Annotated in this window: 13 protein-coding genes; 8 read left to right on the forward strand and 5 right to left on the reverse strand. The window is 69.1% G+C overall.

Translation table 11 applies throughout. From position 1 onward, the window contains the following. The first annotated feature begins 1 nt into the window (after nt 1). Entirely contained in the window at nt 2–1,432 is a 1,431-nt protein-coding gene (locus ABDC25_RS02270) for a GH1 family beta-glucosidase (RefSeq protein WP_347124636.1), read from the forward strand. Between the two features lie 139 nt (nt 1,433–1,571). Beyond that, nucleotides 1,572–2,567, forward strand: coding sequence for a LacI family DNA-binding transcriptional regulator (locus ABDC25_RS02275; protein ID WP_347124638.1), 996 nt, complete (start codon nt 1,572–1,574; stop codon nt 2,565–2,567). A 120-nt stretch (nt 2,568–2,687) separates the two neighbouring features. Here ABDC25_RS02275 and ABDC25_RS02280 read toward each other — a convergent pair whose 3' ends face one another. Both ABDC25_RS02280 and ABDC25_RS02285 read right to left on the reverse strand, forming a co-directional pair. Then, nucleotides 2,688–3,725 carry a hypothetical protein gene (locus ABDC25_RS02280; RefSeq protein ID WP_347124640.1) on the reverse strand — a complete coding sequence of 346 codons (1,038 nt, stop codon included), beginning with the start codon at nt 3,723–3,725 and terminating at the stop codon, nt 2,688–2,690. Next, nucleotides 3,722–4,594, reverse strand: coding sequence for a DUF1266 domain-containing protein (locus tag ABDC25_RS02285; RefSeq protein WP_029258798.1), 873 nt, complete (start codon nt 4,592–4,594; stop codon nt 3,722–3,724). Before ABDC25_RS02285 ends, ABDC25_RS02280 begins: the two co-directional genes overlap by 4 nt. 125 nt (nt 4,595–4,719) lie before the next feature. Between ABDC25_RS02285 and ABDC25_RS02290 the strand changes: the two genes are divergently transcribed. After that, a complete protein-coding gene (locus ABDC25_RS02290; protein WP_021199230.1) occupies nt 4,720–5,406 on the forward strand; it encodes a TetR family transcriptional regulator in 687 nt (228 codons plus the stop codon). A gap of 68 nt (nt 5,407–5,474) precedes the next feature. Here the strand turns inward: ABDC25_RS02290 and ABDC25_RS02295 are convergent, their stop codons facing one another. After that, the gene (locus ABDC25_RS02295) at nt 5,475–6,293 is read right to left on the reverse strand and encodes a M57 family metalloprotease (protein ID WP_347124643.1); all 819 of its coding nucleotides are present in this window, start codon (nt 6,291–6,293) and stop codon (nt 5,475–5,477) included. 235 nt (nt 6,294–6,528) lie between these two features. Further along, nucleotides 6,529–7,167 carry a GntR family transcriptional regulator gene (locus tag ABDC25_RS02300; protein WP_021199228.1) on the reverse strand — a complete coding sequence of 213 codons (639 nt, stop codon included), beginning with the start codon at nt 7,165–7,167 and terminating at the stop codon, nt 6,529–6,531. 172 nt (nt 7,168–7,339) lie between these two features. On the opposite strand from ABDC25_RS02300, the gene ABDC25_RS02305 reads away from it, so the two are divergent. Genes ABDC25_RS02305 through ABDC25_RS02325 form a run of 5 tightly spaced genes read left to right on the forward strand, consistent with a single transcriptional unit; the run spans nt 7,340 to nt 13,528 of the window. Beyond that, nucleotides 7,340–8,617 carry an NRAMP family divalent metal transporter gene (locus ABDC25_RS02305; protein ID WP_021199227.1) on the forward strand — a complete coding sequence of 426 codons (1,278 nt, stop codon included), beginning with the start codon at nt 7,340–7,342 and terminating at the stop codon, nt 8,615–8,617. Between the two features lie 4 nt (nt 8,618–8,621). Further along, nucleotides 8,622–9,386: a 5-oxoprolinase subunit PxpA gene (locus ABDC25_RS02310; protein ID WP_021199226.1), complete on the forward strand. Its 765-nt coding sequence runs from the start codon at nt 8,622–8,624 to the stop codon at nt 9,384–9,386. Between the two features lies 1 nt (nt 9,387). Continuing rightward, nucleotides 9,388–10,188 carry a putative hydro-lyase gene (locus ABDC25_RS02315; protein ID WP_347124646.1) on the forward strand — a complete coding sequence of 267 codons (801 nt, stop codon included), beginning with the start codon at nt 9,388–9,390 and terminating at the stop codon, nt 10,186–10,188. Further along, nucleotides 10,188–11,792 (forward strand): urea amidolyase family protein, encoded by a 1,605-nt coding sequence (locus ABDC25_RS02320; RefSeq protein ID WP_021199224.1) that lies wholly within the window; start codon nt 10,188–10,190, stop codon nt 11,790–11,792. The genes ABDC25_RS02315 and ABDC25_RS02320 overlap by 1 nt, the downstream gene beginning before the upstream one ends. Beyond that, nucleotides 11,789–13,528 carry a biotin carboxylase N-terminal domain-containing protein gene (locus tag ABDC25_RS02325; protein WP_347124648.1) on the forward strand — a complete coding sequence of 580 codons (1,740 nt, stop codon included), beginning with the start codon at nt 11,789–11,791 and terminating at the stop codon, nt 13,526–13,528. The genes ABDC25_RS02320 and ABDC25_RS02325 overlap by 4 nt, the downstream gene beginning before the upstream one ends. Nucleotides 13,529–13,612: 84 nt before the next feature. Here ABDC25_RS02325 and ABDC25_RS02330 read toward each other — a convergent pair whose 3' ends face one another. Further along, nucleotides 13,613–14,941: a solute carrier family 23 protein gene (locus ABDC25_RS02330; protein WP_021199222.1), complete on the reverse strand. Its 1,329-nt coding sequence runs from the start codon at nt 14,939–14,941 to the stop codon at nt 13,613–13,615. Between the last annotated feature and the right edge of the window lie 217 nt (nt 14,942–15,158).

Genomic DNA, 15,158 nt, shown 5'->3' on the forward strand with positions numbered 1-15,158 from the left:
TATGACCCGCTCCTTCCCCGAGAACTTCCTCTTCGGCGCCGCGACCGCGGCGTACCAGATCGAGGGGGCGGCGTTCGAGGACGGGCGCACGGCCTCGATCTGGGACGCGTTCTCGCGCGAGCCGGGCGCGGTGATCGGTGCCGAGAACGGCGACGTCGCCTGCGACCACTACCACCGCTACCCGCAGGACGTCGCGCTCATGACGCAGCTCGGGCTGCAGACGTACCGCTTCTCGACCTCGTGGTCACGGGTGCGTCCGGACGGTGGAGCCGTCAACGCGGCGGGAGTGGACTTCTACGAGCGCCTGGTCGACGAGCTGCTCGCCGCCGACATCCTGCCCTGGTTGACGCTGTACCACTGGGACATGCCGCAGGCCCTGCAGGAGGCCGGTGGCTGGACGAACCGCGACACGGTCGATCGCTTCCTGGAGTACGCCGGCACCATGCACGACGCGCTCGGCGACCGGGTGAACGTGTGGACCACGTTGAACGAGCCGTGGTGCTCGTCGTTCCTCTCGTACACTGCCGGCGAGCATGCGCCCGGGCACACCAGCATCGCGGAGGGGCTCCTCGCCTCGCACCACCTGCTTCTCGCACACGGCACGACCGTGCAGGAGTTCCGCAGACGCGACGCCTCGCTCAACCTCGGCATCACCCTGAACCACACTGTCGCCGACCCCGCCGACCCGCAGAATCCGGCCGATGTCGATGCGGCTCGTCGCGTGGACGGACAGTTCAACCGCTGGTTCCTCGACCCGATCTACCGCGGCAGCTACCCCGCCGACATCGTCGAAGACATCCGCGCGGTCGATGCCGACGCGGTCGCGCAGTTCGAGGCGGCCGTGCAGGACGACGACCTCCAGCTGATCTCGCAGCACATCGACACGCAGGGGGTGAACTACTACCACGGCGACCTCGTATCGGGCACTGCTCCGGCTGAGGGGCCGGTCTCCGCGGAGCCCGAGACCGAGCGCGTGCGGCGCAGCCCCTACCCGTCGAGCGACGGCATCCACGCGGTCGAGCGGGGGTTGCCCCGCACCGCGCAGAACTGGGAGGTGCAGCCCGAGGGTCTCACCCGTGTGCTGCAGCGGATCTGGAACGAGTACGCCGAGCCCGCGGGCACCGTGCTCTACATGACCGAGAACGGGGCGGCCTACGACGATGCCGTGGCGGTCGAAGACGGCGACACGCGCGTGCACGACGCCGAGCGCACCGAGTTCCTTCGCCTGCACCTGGGCGCGGTGCTCGATGCCGCCGAGGCGGGTGTCGATGTGCGCGGCTACTTCTACTGGTCGCTGTTCGACAACTTCGAATGGGCGTGGGGATACGACAAGCGGTTCGGCATCGTACGCGTCGACTACGACACCCAGGAGCGCACGCTCAAGGACTCGGGTCGGGAGTACGCCCGCATCATCGCGGCCCGGGCGCTCTGACCCCGCTGCCCGCCCCTCGAGTCGCGCGAAGGGTCGTATCTGCGGCCGAGAAGCGACCATTTGCGCGACTCGAAGCGGGACGGTCGTCGTCGCACCCGTGAACCGGTGAGAATAGGGCGATGGAAGAGTGCGTACGCTGATGTCGCCCCGAGCGACCATCGAAGAAGTGGCATCCGCTGCGGGTGTCTCCCGGTCGACAGTGTCGAGGGTCGTGAACGGGTCGACGGCCGTGAGCCCGGAGGCCCTCGCCGCGGTGCGCGCGGCGATCGACGAGCTGAACTACGTGCCCAATCGGGCCGCACGCTCGCTCGCCTCACGGCAGACGCATGCCATCGCCCTCATCGTGCCGGAGGACACCACCCGTTTCTTCGGCGACCCGTTCTTCGCGGCCATCGTCGCGGGCATCACCGGGGCGCTCGGCGGATCGGACTACCTGCTCAACCTGCTCATCGCGAGCGATGACCCCGGCGACAAGATGACCAGCTTCGTGCGCAACGGCGGCGTGGACGGTGCGCTGATCGTCTCGCACCACACGAGCGACGCCTTCGTCGATCGGATCGCGGATGCCGTACCGGTCGTCTTCGGCGGCCGCCCCGTGCGCCGTCACGATGGGGACTACGTCGTCGACGTCGACAACGTGGCCGGAGCGAAGCACGCCACTCAGCGGTTGATCGACATCGGCCGCACACGCATCGCGACGATCTCCGGTCCGCTCACGATGGTCGCCTCGGAAGATCGTGTGCAGGGGTTCCGCGCCGCTCTGGCGGATGCCGGCCTCGCCCCGTACGCCGAGGAGGAGGGCGACTACAGCGAGGCGAGCGGTGCGGAGGCCGCCAGGCGTCTGCTCGACGGCGGGCGTCCGGATGCGATCTTCGTCGCGAGCGACCTGATGGCCCGTGGCGCCCTGACCGCCCTCCGCTCGGCGGGTGTGCGTGTGCCGGAGGACATCGCCCTGGTCGGCTTCGACGACTCCTCGGTCGCCGTCACCACCGACCCGCAGCTGACCACGATGCGCCAGCCGATGTACGCGCAGGGTGAGGCCATGGCCCGGATCCTGTTGTCGCGGCTCGCGGGGGAGGACCCGCCGACCACGACGATCCTGCCGACCGAGCTGGTGATCCGGGCCTCGGCCTGACCGACCACGTCCGGTCCTGACGAACCGCGTCGGGGTGCGCGAGCGTCCGCGGAGGGGATGAACACGGCTGTGGCCCTGGCGCCCCCTCCGGGCCAGGCCCACAGCCGTGGGTCTTGAGGCTCAGCCGACGAGCGAGCTGAGGATGTCACCGCCGAAGAGCGAGAAGGCGGTGAGGCCGGCGGAGAGCAGGAGCACCGCGGCCGTGCCGGCGACCGCGAACACCGAGATCCCGCGACCGCCCAGCCGTTGGCCGCGCAGGCCGACCGACACGCCTGCTCTGGCGGCGAGGCCTCCCGCCTCGTCATCGCGGTACAGCTCGGTGCGCACCGCGAAGCGCCGATGGAACTCCTCGGCCAAGGTGAGCACCGCCGTCATGGTCTCGGCATGGTCGAACCGTGTGCCGGACGGCAGGTACACGTAGAGACGGTCGGACACGAGCTCGATCTCGGCGCCGGAGCAGAGGTCCAGCACGCGGGCCATCAGATCCGGCGTGAAGATGTAGAGAGCGTCCTGCTGATAGCCCTCCGGCACGATGAGGCGGAACGTCTTCGCGAACTCGCCTTCCAGATCCATGCGCGCGGCGCCACGCCCGAGGCCGAGCGTGGGGACGATGCTGCGCTTCCGGTTGGCGAGCACGATGTGCGGGACGGATGCCGGCAGCGGCAGTTCGATGAAGGCGAAGGGGCGCTGGATCGTGGCGCGCTCCTGTCCGTGGGCGACAGAGTGATGCATGCCCAGCTCGAACGGCATCCGGTCGTCGTCGCAGGCGATGACCGCACGTTCGCGTCCGTGCGCGACCCGCGTGAACGCGGCCCCGGGACGGCGGGTGCGCTCGAGGGTGTCGGCGTACGCCCATCCGTTCGCCCAGGCGAAGGCGGCGACCTTCACCCGGCGACTCAGGCCGACCGCCCACCAGACGAAGCCGACGGCGGCGAGCACGGTGTACCCGATCACGAACACCCCGAGGATCGGGGCGACCGTGAGGATGTCGCTGCGGCCGAGGAACCAGAGCCCGGTGAGCATCGCGGCGGCGAACAGCAGCACGACCACCAGGATCACCAGGAACCGCCGATGCGGCGGAATCCCGCAGATGCGTTCGTAGTTGAGGATGTCGCGGAGTCCTGCGCTTCGTCGCAGCGGGTCCAGGTCTACGGTCACAGGCTCCATGACAGCGTCGCCCACGGGCCGTTGCGCTTCTCGGACGCTGCGGCCTGGAAATCGGACCAGCCGTCGCCGAACTTCTCGAACGACTTCTCATCGACGTTGCCGTCCGTCCAGTGCATGACACGTCCCACGATGTAGCTCAGGCCGAAGTCGGCCCATGATTCGAACGCCGGGCGCCCTTCGACGTTGATGCGGTGGATGATCGCGCGCGCCTCAGCCACGTCGCCGTGTCCGAGCGCGACACCCCAGGTCGTCATGGCCACGGCCTGACCCAGGCCGTAGCCATCGAGGGTCTTCACGAAGAGCCCGGGGGTGACGATGTCCTTGCCCACGCGCTTGCGCACCTCGGTCTCGGCGTACTCGATCGAGGTGACGAAAGCGCGTGCATCGCGCTTGTCGCCGCCTTCCTGCACGATGGCGGCGAGCCATTCCTTGGCCTTCGGCGTGCGACCGAGGCGCTGGGCGAGTTCGGTGCGCACGGCGAGGTACAGCATCCATACCTCGCGACGGCGGCGGACGGTGCTCAGGCGCTCGATGTTGGCGAGCCATTCGTCTCGTGTGTGCACGCCCCACTGGTCGACGAGGACCTTCTTCTCGCGGTCGTCGAGGAGCGAAGCGGTCGGATCGTTCCAGAAGCCCGAGGGCAGGTTCACGATCTGCAGGAAGCCGAGCGCGATCTCATCGGCCTCGACCCCGGTGGTGGGGTGCTCGGGCGAGGCCTTGACCTTGGCGGCCGGGAGGATCCAGATCACGAGGAAGAACAGCACGACGACCCCGACGATCGTCCACGCCCACCACTGGCTCACGAGCCATTCGAAGATCGAGGTGACGCTGTTGAAGTCGACGCTCGCGAAAGAGTGCATGGGTGCTCCTGGGAAGGGTGAATCCGTGTCGGTTCATAGATTGAACGAACATTCAGTGAGTAATCTATACGGCAGGGGGGCGATTTCGAAAGACGGACCGGCGGGGCTCAGGAGGTGGATGCCACGTGGCGCGCTCCGACGAGCAGAACCGGTTGGCCCGAGAGCGTGCCAGGGAGAACATCCTGCAGGCGGCGATCGAGACGTTCAGCGAACGGGGCGTCGCAGGGGCGAGCATCGCCGAGATCACGAAGCGTGCCGGCGTCGCCCAGGGGCTCGTGAACTATCACTTCGGTGGCAAGGAGCAACTCGTCGCCGCCGTGATCGATCGCTGGTTCGAGACCGTGCTCGGCTTCGCCCGCGTCGAGGGCACGCCCGACGAGATGCTCGCCGCGGTGATCGACGGTGCTCTCACGGCCACCGCCTATGCGATACCGCTGCAGCGCGCGGTGCTCGCGATGCAGCAGCAGCCGGCCACGCATCGACTCTTCGCGGAGTCGGAGGCCCGGCACGAGGCGGGCGCCACCGCGGCGGAGGACGCGGTCCGTGACCTCTTCCGCGCGCGGGGGGCCGAGGACCCGGCGCTCGAAGAGGTGATGCTGCGCAGCACGATCGAGGGTGTCTTCGTGAAATCCGCCGTCTTCGGCGATACGTATCCGCTCGAGGAGGCCCGCCGCTGGATGTTCCGACGGTACGGACTCCCCGAGCCCACGGCGTCCATCGCGCCACCGGCTCCCCTGCGTGACGGTGAGCCGCGGCCGCGGGCCACGGCGGCTCTGCGAGGGCGCGAGCAACTGCCGGGTGACTCCGCCTGAACGACGGACGAACGCGGGGCCCGGTCGCGAACGACCGGGCCCCGCTGATTCCGACGTGCTGACCGGTGTCAGTTCCCGTAGAGGGAGACGACTCCGGCGGTGTCGACGCTCGTCATCGACAGGTCGTCGGACGATCCGTTGCACTGCGGGTAGTGCATGATCGACGAGGAGTCGTACGGCGTCAGAGGACGCCAGTTGTTGTCCTCGAAGCAGGTGCCGGCCTCCGGGCGGGTGTGCTCGTGGCGGAAGCCGAGCACGTGGCCCAGTTCATGGCCGAGCACGTTCGTCGGGGTCCAGGACGAGCCGGGGGTCCAGATCGAGTCATCGATGAGGACGTTCTGCAGACGCGGTGCGGTGCTCGGGAAGAAGGCCCTGGCGATGTACTGCGTCGTCTGCACCGGCTCCACCGAGAACAGGACGGCGTTGTTGCGCGTCGTGCAGTTGGCATCGGCGCTGCTGTCGTAGATGAAGTCGATCTTCGAGGATGCGGCTTCCCAGAGGGCAGCACCGCTTTCCATCGCGTTCACGACGTCGGCGTGACGTGTACCGAAGGCGGTGCTGACGCAATAGGTGAGGTTCGCCACCTGCGCGTCGGACCACTTGTCGTCGATGCTGTTGACGGTGTTGACGATGAGACCGTTGGTCACGGGGTCGGCGCCGAGGAGCTGCTCGTAGAACGAACGCAGTTCGCCCTGGTTGGAGATCACCTCGTCTCCGTTGACGACGTAGGCACCGTCGACGTCTCGGTAAGTCGACGCCTCGAACTCCTGGAAGGTGGGGATGTCATCGGCGTCGGGTGCGGAATTCGCGGCAGCGGGGATGACCGTGCCGAGGCAGAGCGCAGCAGCCGCGGTAGCGGCGAACGCCAGTTTTCTCGTGAGTCGCAAAGTAGTAGTCCTTTTCGATCTGAACGATTCCGCGCGCCCCCTCGGCACGCGGCCCCCGGCGGAAAGGTGAGCAACTCTGCGCAGCCGATCCTGTCGAAGTGCGCTCACGGTAAGCATGGCTCTCACGCGATGGCAAGGCATCTCCCGGCACGTTCACAGATTTATGCACTCAGGTCAAAAATACCGAACGTCGTTCTGGTCGAAGGTGGTGTGCGTCCCGGCGAGACGTCGGGGGTCAGGCGTGGCCCATGCGGGCGAAAGCCCCCAGGACACTGCGCTCCGATGCGGTGAGGTAGCGCTCGAGTTCTTCCGCAGCGGCTTCGGGTCCCTGTTCCAGCAGAGCCGTGAGCACCGCGCGGTTTCGACGGACGTACGGCTCGTGCAGCGACCTCGGCTCGTCGATCTCGAGGAAGACGAGACGCAGCTCGGCGGCGACATCGCGGTAGGTGCGGGCGAGCCGTGCGCTGTCGGCGAGGGCGACGATCGCGTCGTGGAAGGCCATGTTCGCGCTGCCGATACGTCGCCAATCCTCGTGCGGCAGCTGCTCCTCGGCCTCGGCCAGGGCTTCGCGCATGAGCTGCACGGCGGGGTGCTCGGGCTCGGACTGGCGCAGTGCGGTGCATTCGATCACGCGGCGGGCCCGATAGATGTCGATCACGTCGGCGATGGTCGGTGACGCCACCGAGACCCCGCGGTGGGGGATGTGCTCGACGAGGCCCTGCTCGGCGAGCACACGGAAGGCTTCGCGAAGCGTGTTGCGCGAGACGTCGAACTGCTCGGCGAGGGCTGATTCCGAGAGTCGTGACCCCGGCGCGAAGTCGCCGTCGATGATGCGCTGACGGAGGACGTCGGCGAGCGGGCCCTGCTGGTTCATGCCTTCATCGTAGGCGGCGGAGCCGCGGCATCGTCTGCGGTCGCAGGAGGGAAATCACACGAAAGCAACCGTTCTGTAGCACGGCCGTAACACGATTGTTGAACAATCAATGCCTATCCGTTCTACACTGGGGGTCACCCGACACCCACCAACGACGATGGGAACCCCCCGCATGTCAGAGCAGACCACCGCCTCCCTCTCCCCGGAGGACGAAGCCCGCCTCTCGTCCGCCAAGAAGCGCGCGGGCCGTAGTGCCGTCATCGGCGCGATCTTCCTCATGGCCACCAGCGCCATCGGCCCCGGCTTCATCACGCAGACCGCCACGTTCACAGCGACGATGGGGGCCGCCTTCGCGTTCGCGATCCTCATCTCGATCCTCGTCGACATCGCGGTGCAGCTGAACGTCTGGCGCATGATCACCTCGTCCGGCAAGCGCGCCGGCGAACTCGCGAACAGCGCCATCCCCTTCTCCGGACACCTGATCGCCGTGCTCGTCGTGATCGGCGGGCTGGCCTTCAACATCGGGAACATCGCCGGTGGCGGACTGGGACTCAACGCCCTGCTCGGCATCGACCCCAAGCTCGGCGGCATGGTCACCGCGGCCCTCGCGATCATCATCTTCCTGGTGAAGAAGGCGGGCCCCGTGATGGACATCGTGCTGGTCGTGCTGGGAATCGCCATGATCGTCATGACCGTGGTCGTGGCCGTGATCGCCCAGCCGCCGATCGGCGAGGCGCTGCGCCAGACCTTCGTGCCCGACGAGCTGAACTTCGCCACCATCACCACCATCGTCGGCGGCACCGTCGGCGGATACATCACGTACTCCGGCGCCCACCGCTACCTCGACTCGGGACACACCGGACCGGAGCACGCCGGCCCCGTCATGCGTGCGGCGACCAACGGCATCCTCGTCACCGGCGTGATGCGCTACGTCCTGTTCCTCGCGATCCTCGGCGTCGTGGCCTCCGGCGTCACGCTCGACCTCTCCGGGCAGGGCGCGAACCCCGCGGGTCAGGCGTTCGGCGCGGTGCTCGGCGACGCCGGCCTCCGCATCTTCGGTGCGATCTTCTGGGCCGCGGCGATCAGCTCGGTCATCGGTGCGGCCTACACCTCCGCCACCTTCCTCTCCACCTTCACCACGAAGCTCAAGGGCGGGTGGCCGCTGCAGCTCGCGACCGTCGCGTTCATCGTGGTGTCGCTGGCGGTGTACCTCTCGATCGGTACCGCTCCTGCGGCGATCCTCGTGTTCGTCGGCGGCTTCAACGGCCTGATCCTGCCGATCGGACTCACGGTGTTCATGTACATCGGCTGGTTCCGTCGCGACCTGCTCGGCTCGAAGAAGTACCCGATGTGGCTGCTCGTCGCCGGTACGCTCGTGACGCTGCTCACCTGGTACATGGGTATCGTCTCGGTCGGCCCCATCTTCGCCTTCCTCGGAATCGGAGCGTGATCGCATGACATCGATCGACCTGAACTCGGACCTCGGCGAGAACGTCGCCGACCGGATCGTCAGCGACGACGCGAGCATGCTCCGCCTCGTCACGAGCGCGAACGTGTCGTGCGGTTTCCATGCCGGCAGCCCCGAGGGGATCCGCGAGACGCTCGCGGCTGCCGTGGCGGACGGCGTGGTGATCGGCGCGCACCCCGGTTACCGCGACTACGAGAACTTCGGACGCACGAAGGTCGACATCGACTCGGCCACGCTGCAGGCGCACGTCGAGTACCAGCTCGGTGCGCTCATCGGGCTCGCCTCCGCGGTGGGCGGCCGGGTCTCGTACGTCAAGCCGCACGGCGCTCTCTACAACACGATCGCCCGCGACGAGCGGCAGTCGAAGGACGTCGTGGCCGCGATCCGCGCGATCGACCCTGGCCTGGTGCTGCTCGGGCTCTCCGGAGGCGTCGTGCTCGACGTGGCCGAGCGGGCAGGGCTCGCCGTCGCCGCCGAGGCGTTCGCGGACCGCGCGTATCAGCCCGACGGGCAGCTCGTCTCGCGCACCGAGGAGGGCGCGGTGCTGCACGACCCGGCAGCGGTCGCCGAGCGCATGGTGCGCCTCGCCGCCGACGGCGTGATCCGTGCGATCGACGGCACCGATGTGCCCGTGGTCGCGCAGTCGATCTGCGTGCACGGCGACAGCCCCGGCTCGGTGGCCATGGCCGCAGAGACCAAGCGGATGCTGCAGGAGGCGGGAATCACGATCGCCCCGTTCGCGGGCGCCTGACATGACCGTTCTCGCCACCGCCGACCAACTCGCCGACGCACGCGCTGCTCGCGCCGCGATCCGGACCGGTCACGCCGAGCCGACCAGCGGAGTCGCGGTCGGGCTGACCCAGGCGAACCTCATCGCGGTACCGGCCGACTGGGCCTTCGAGACGCTGCTCTTCGCGCAGCGGAACCCGAAGCCGTGCCCGGTGCTCGAGGTGATCGAGCAGGGCGCGGTGGAGTCACGGCTCGCGCCCGGCAGCGACATCCGCACCGACATCGGCCGGTACCGCATCTGGCGCGAGGGGGAGCTGGTTGAGGAGGTCGGCGACGCGACCGCGGCCTGGGCGGAGCATCCCGACCTCGTGGCTTTCCTCATCGGATGCAGCTTCACCTTCGAATCCGGACTCGCACAGGCAGGGATCCCGATCCGCCATCAGGAGCTCGGCCGGAACGTGCCCATGTACCGCACCTCCGTGTCGTGCGCGCCCGCCGGACGACTGCGCGGAGAGATGGTCGTCTCGATGCGTCCGATCCCCGCGGCTCGCGTCGCGGATGCCGTGCAGATCTCCGGCCGCACTCCCGCGGTGCACGGTGCTCCGGTGCACATCGGCGACCCGGCATCGCTCGGCATCCACGACCTGGCGCATCCCGACTTCGGGGATGCTCCCGAGGTGCGCGACGGCGAAGTGCCCGTCTTCTGGGCCTGCGGTGTCACCCCGCAGGCCGCGATCATGGCCTCGAGGCCGCCGTTCGCGATCACGCACGCGCCCGGGTACATGTTCATCACCGATGTTCCGGATGCGGAGTACCTCGTCTGATGCGTATCCTCACGGCATCCGATCACGCTCTCCTCGTCGAGGCATCCGACCTCGACGAGGCGATGCGCCTGAACCTCGCGTGGGAGGGCGTGCCCGGCATCGTCGAGCGCATCCCCGGCGCCCGCACCGTGCTCGTGCGCTTCGATCCGGTCCGGGTCTCGGCCGCCGATCTTTCAGCGGTGCTGGCCGCGACCGAGATCGACACCGCGCATCCGCCGGGCACCGGCGAGGTCACCGTACCGGTGCGGTACGACGGCGAAGACCTCGACGAGGCGGCATCGCTGTTGGGCGTCTCGGCGGAGGAACTCGTCAACCGGCACCTCGCCGCGGACTGGCGGGTGGCGTTCTCCGGTTTCGCCCCCGGCTTCGGATACGTCGTGAGCAGCGATCCCCTGTTCGACGTGCCGCGCCGATCGTCGCCGCGCACACGCGTGCCCGCCGGCTCGGTCGCGCTCGCCGGGCAGTTCACCGGCGTCTACCCCCGGGAGAGCCCGGGGGGATGGCAGCTCATCGGACGCACGGATGCCGTGATGTGGGACATCGAGCGGAACCCGCCCGCGCTGCTGTCGCCCGGGACGGCGGTGCGGTTCGCGCAGGTGCGGGAGGCCGCTCGGCTGGAGGGCGGTCACCCGGGCCGAAACGGAGACGACCCGACGCACGCACCGCGCGTCGCGGCGCAACACTCCGCGACGGATGCGGATGGTCTGGGTTTCGGCGCGGGAGCTGCCGTCGAGGTGGTCCGCCCGTCGCTGCAGCTGCTCGTGCAGGACGCCGGGCGCCCGAGCTATGCGGCACTCGGCGTCTCGGCATCCGGGGCTGCGGACCGCCGGGCCATGCACGACGCGAACCGTGCCGTGGGCAATGCACGCGACGCCGCGGTGCTCGAGAGCGTCGGTGGAGCCGTCCTGCGATTCCGGGGAGCCGGCGTCGCCGCGGTCGCCGGCGCGATCGGCGCGCTCCGCCTGACCGAGGTCGGCGGCACCGTTCGTTCCGTGGCGCACGGTGAGCCCTTCGCCACCGTCGACGGCGACGAACTGACCCTCGGTCACCCCGAGCGCGGGCTGCGCTACGTCGTCGCCGTGCGAGGAGGCCTGGATGCGGTGCCCGCGCTGGGCAGCCGTGCGGCGGACACCCTCGCCGGGCTCGGCCCGGAAGCGCTCGTGGCGGGTGCCGTCGTCCCGGTGGGCGGCGCGGCGCCGCATCCCGTCGAGCCCGATGCGCTGCCGCGCGAGCTCCCTGCCGCGGGAGAGCTCGTCGACCTCGAGATCACGCTCGGCCCTCGGGACGACTGGTTCACGGGGCACGCGCTCGCGACCCTCACCGGACAGGAGTGGACCGTCACGCCGCGTTCGGATCGCGTCGGCATCAGGCTCCAGGGGGAGGTGCCCCTGGAGCGCGCGGTCGGTGGCGAACTGCCGAGCGAAGGTGCTGTCACGGGGGCCGTCCAGGTGCCGCCCGATGGGCAGCCCGTCCTGTTCCTGCCGGATCATCCGCTCACCGGGGGATACCCCATCATCGGCGCCCTCACGGACCGCAGCCTCGACCTCGCCGGTCAACTGGCTCCGGGAGTGCGTCTTCGTTTCACCGTCAAGGAGTCCTCATGACCACCGTGTCGACCGCGCCGACCACGCAGAGGGTCCTGATCGCCAACCGCGGGGAGATCGCGGTGCGCGTCGTCCGCGCCTGCGCCGAGGCCGGATACACCTCGGTCGCGGTCTATGCGGATCAGGATGCCGACGCCCTGCACGTGCGCCTGGCCGATGAGGCCGTGGGCCTGGGGGGAGCAACGGGGGCCGACACGTATCTTTCCGTCGAGGCGCTGCTCGCCGCCGCGCGCCGGGCGGACGCGACCGCCGTGCACCCCGGATACGGCTTCCTCTCGGAGAGCGCCGCATTCGCACGGGCCGTCGAGGAGGCGGGGCTGGTCTGGATCGGGCCGTCGCCCGAGAGCATCGACGCACTCGGCGACAAGATGACCGCTCGCCGTATCGCGCAGCGGGTCGGAGCGCCGCTCGCCGCCGGTACCGACCAGCCGCTGGCCGGGCCTGAGGAGGCGGTGGCGTTCGCCGAGGAGCACGGACTCCCCATCGCGATCAAGGCGGCGTTCGGCGGTGGCGGCCGCGGGCTCAAGGTGGTGCGCGAGCTGTCCGAGGTCGCGGCGGCTTTCGACGCGGCCACTCGCGAGGCGATCGCGGCATTCGGTCGCGGAGAGTGCTTCGTGGAGCGCTTCCTCGAGAGCCCGCGGCACATCGAGGTGCAGGTGCTCGGCGACGGGCGCGGCGGTGTCGTGGTGGTCGGCGACCGCGACTGCTCGATGCAGCGTCGGAACCAGAAGCTCATCGAGGAGGCGCCGGCTCCGGGACTCTCCGTCGAACAGCGGACGCGTTTCCACGACGCGGCACGGTCGATCTGCGGCGAGGTGGAGTACCGCGGGGCCGGCACCGTGGAGTTCCTGCTCGCGGCCGACGGCACCATCTCGTTCCTCGAGGTGAACACAAGGCTCCAGGTGGAGCATCCGGTCACCGAGGAGGTCACCGGAACCGACCTGGTGCGCGAGCAGTTCCGCATCGCGTTCGGGGAAGGTCCGTCCTTCGTCGAGACGCCGGCACCCATCGGGCACGCGTTCGAGTTCCGCATCAATGCCGAGGACCCCGGGCGGGGCTTCCTGCCGAGCCCCGGTCGTGTCGAGAGACTGCGGATCCCCGGCGGACCCGGCGTGCGCTGGGACAGTGGCATCGAAGAGGGCGACGTCGTGCAGCCGGCCTTCGACTCGATGATCGCCAAGCTGATCGTGCACGCCGAGTCCCGCGATGCGGCCATCGTGCGGGCGCGGCGGGCTCTGCGTGAGCTGACCGTCGAGGGGCCGGCGACGGTGATCCCGTTCGACGTGATGGCGCTCGACGAGGAGGCGTTCGGCACGGCGACCTTCGCGGTGCACACGCAGTGGATCGAGAGCTCCCTGCTGCCGAAGCTGGAGACGCAGTCGCGGCCGGCGGCCGTGTCGGACTCCGCACTGCAGCGCTTCCCTGTCGAGATCGACGGCCGACGCGTGATGCTGGGTCTCCCGGCCGGGCTGCTGTCGGGCCTCGGTCGTCCGGCTGCCCCCGCGCCCGCAGCGCCCACGTCCGACCCGACCGAACTGCGTGCACCGGTGCCGGGCACTCTGGTGCGCTGGCTCGTCGACGACGGCACCGAGGTCGCGGAGGGAGAGCCGGTCGCGGTCCTCGACGCCATGAAGATGGAGACCACGGTGACCGCCCACAGATCCGGATCGCTGTCTCAGCGGGTCGAGCTGTCCGCGATGGTCGCCGCCGATGGGGTGCTCGCGGTCATCGACTGAGCGTTCTGGTGCACCACCCGAAACGCAGAGATCCCGGATGCCTCACGAGAGGCATCCGGGATCTCCGTCTGTGCGCGGCGCGGCCTACTCGGGGTCGCCGCCGAGCGGACCGACCGCCTCGAGCGGCTTCGGGTCGTCGGCACCGGTCTTGCGCAGGCGCGCGATCAGGTTGCCGAGGTGGTAGATGAGGATCGCAGCCACCGTGGCGATGACGATGCCGCCGAGTTCGAAGCCGGAAGCCTCGTCCTTGATCATGAAGCCGCCGACCGCCATGATCAGCGCGACGGCCGCCGTGTACTGGTTGACCGGGCGCGAGAAGTCGACGCGGTTGTCGACCCAGATCTTGATGCCGATGACCCCGATCAGACCGTAGAGCGCCGTCGTCACGCCGCCGAGCACACCGGCGGGCACCGAGTTGATGACTTCGCCGAACTTCGGGGAGAGGCTGAGCAGGATCGCGGCCGTGCCCGCCACCCAGTAGGCGGCGGTGGAGTAGACGCGGGTGGACGCCATCACGCCGATGTTCTCGCCGTAGGTCGTCGTGCCGGAACCGCCGAAGAAGCCGGCGAGGGTCGTCGAGACGCCGTCCGCGATCAGCGCCTTGCCTGTCTGCTGGTTCACCGTCGCGTCTCCGGTCATGGTCGCGACGCCGCGGACGTGGCCGACGTTCTCGGCGATCAGAACGAGAACGACCGGGAGGAACATCGCAAGCGCCGTGAGCGTGCCGGGCTCGGTGAAGTTCGGGAAGGTGAAGGTCGGAAGGCCGACCCAGTCCGCCTTCTCGACTGCTGCGAAGTCGAGCTCACCGCGGAACGCCGCGAAGATGTACCCCGCGATGACGCCGAGGAAGATCGAGATGCGGCCGAGGAAGCCGCGGAAGACGACGGCGAAGAGAATTGTGATGGCGAGGGTGAAGGTCGCGGTCACCGGCGCTGCGGCGTAGTTGTTGTGCGCTGCGCCCGCGAGGTTGAAACCGATGAGGGCGACGATCGTTCCGGCGAGTACCGGCGGCAGGAAGCGGTCCACCCACTTCACCCCGACCGTGTGCACCACGACGCCGATGATCGCCAGCAGCACGCCGACGGCGACGATCCCGGCCAGGGCGGTGCCCATGTTCGCGGACGCGGTCGCTGCGGTCACCGGCGCGATGAACGCGAACGACGAACCGAGGTAGCTGGGCAGCTTGTTGCGGGTGACCAGCAGGAACAGGATCGTGCCCACACCGCTGAAGAGCAACGTGGTGGCGACCGGGAACCCGGTGATGATCGGCACCAGGAACGTCGCGCCGAACATCGCCACGACGTGCTGGAGACCGATCGCGATCGTCGCGGGCCAGTTCAGGCGCTCGTCGGGACGGACGACGGCACCGGGCTCGACCGTGCGGCCGTTTCCGTGCAGCTTCCACAGGGCCATGCGGGCTCCTCAAGGTTCGGGGGATGGCAGGAGTGCTGGAGCAACACTACCGATCCCTGAGTTTTTCCTGAGCGCTGGCGCCGACCTGCGCTCAGGTGCAGGAGCGGATGAAGGATGCATGAGGGGCGCGCAGCCGATGGTCATGCATCTGTCCGGTCGTCATGCATCCGTCCGCGGACCGGTCCGTGGACCTGCGTGACGAGTGGCCTCGACGGTC

The sequence above is a fragment of the Microbacterium sp. SY138 genome, from assembly GCF_039729145.1.
In the GTDB taxonomy this organism is placed as follows: domain Bacteria; phylum Actinomycetota; class Actinomycetes; order Actinomycetales; family Microbacteriaceae; genus Microbacterium; species Microbacterium maritypicum_A.

Excerpts from the sequence above, each read along its gene's own strand:
- ABDC25_RS02270 (WP_347124636.1), top strand. The coding sequence starts at position 2 with ATGACCCGCTCCTTCCCCGAGAACTTCCTCTTCGGCGCCGCGACCGCG.
- ABDC25_RS02275 (WP_347124638.1), top strand. The coding sequence starts at position 1,572 with ATGTCGCCCCGAGCGACCATCGAAGAAGTGGCATCCGCTGCGGGTGTC.
- ABDC25_RS02285 (WP_029258798.1), bottom strand. The coding sequence starts at position 4,594 with ATGCACTCTTTCGCGAGCGTCGACTTCAACAGCGTCACCTCGATCTTC.
- ABDC25_RS02300 (WP_021199228.1), bottom strand. The coding sequence starts at position 7,167 with ATGAACCAGCAGGGCCCGCTCGCCGACGTCCTCCGTCAGCGCATCATC.
- ABDC25_RS02305 (WP_021199227.1), top strand. The coding sequence starts at position 7,340 with ATGTCAGAGCAGACCACCGCCTCCCTCTCCCCGGAGGACGAAGCCCGC.
- ABDC25_RS02310 (WP_021199226.1), top strand. The coding sequence starts at position 8,622 with ATGACATCGATCGACCTGAACTCGGACCTCGGCGAGAACGTCGCCGAC.
- ABDC25_RS02315 (WP_347124646.1), top strand. The coding sequence starts at position 9,388 with ATGACCGTTCTCGCCACCGCCGACCAACTCGCCGACGCACGCGCTGCT.
- ABDC25_RS02320 (WP_021199224.1), top strand. The coding sequence starts at position 10,188 with ATGCGTATCCTCACGGCATCCGATCACGCTCTCCTCGTCGAGGCATCC.
- ABDC25_RS02325 (WP_347124648.1), top strand. The coding sequence starts at position 11,789 with ATGACCACCGTGTCGACCGCGCCGACCACGCAGAGGGTCCTGATCGCC.
- ABDC25_RS02330 (WP_021199222.1), bottom strand. The coding sequence starts at position 14,941 with ATGGCCCTGTGGAAGCTGCACGGAAACGGCCGCACGGTCGAGCCCGGT.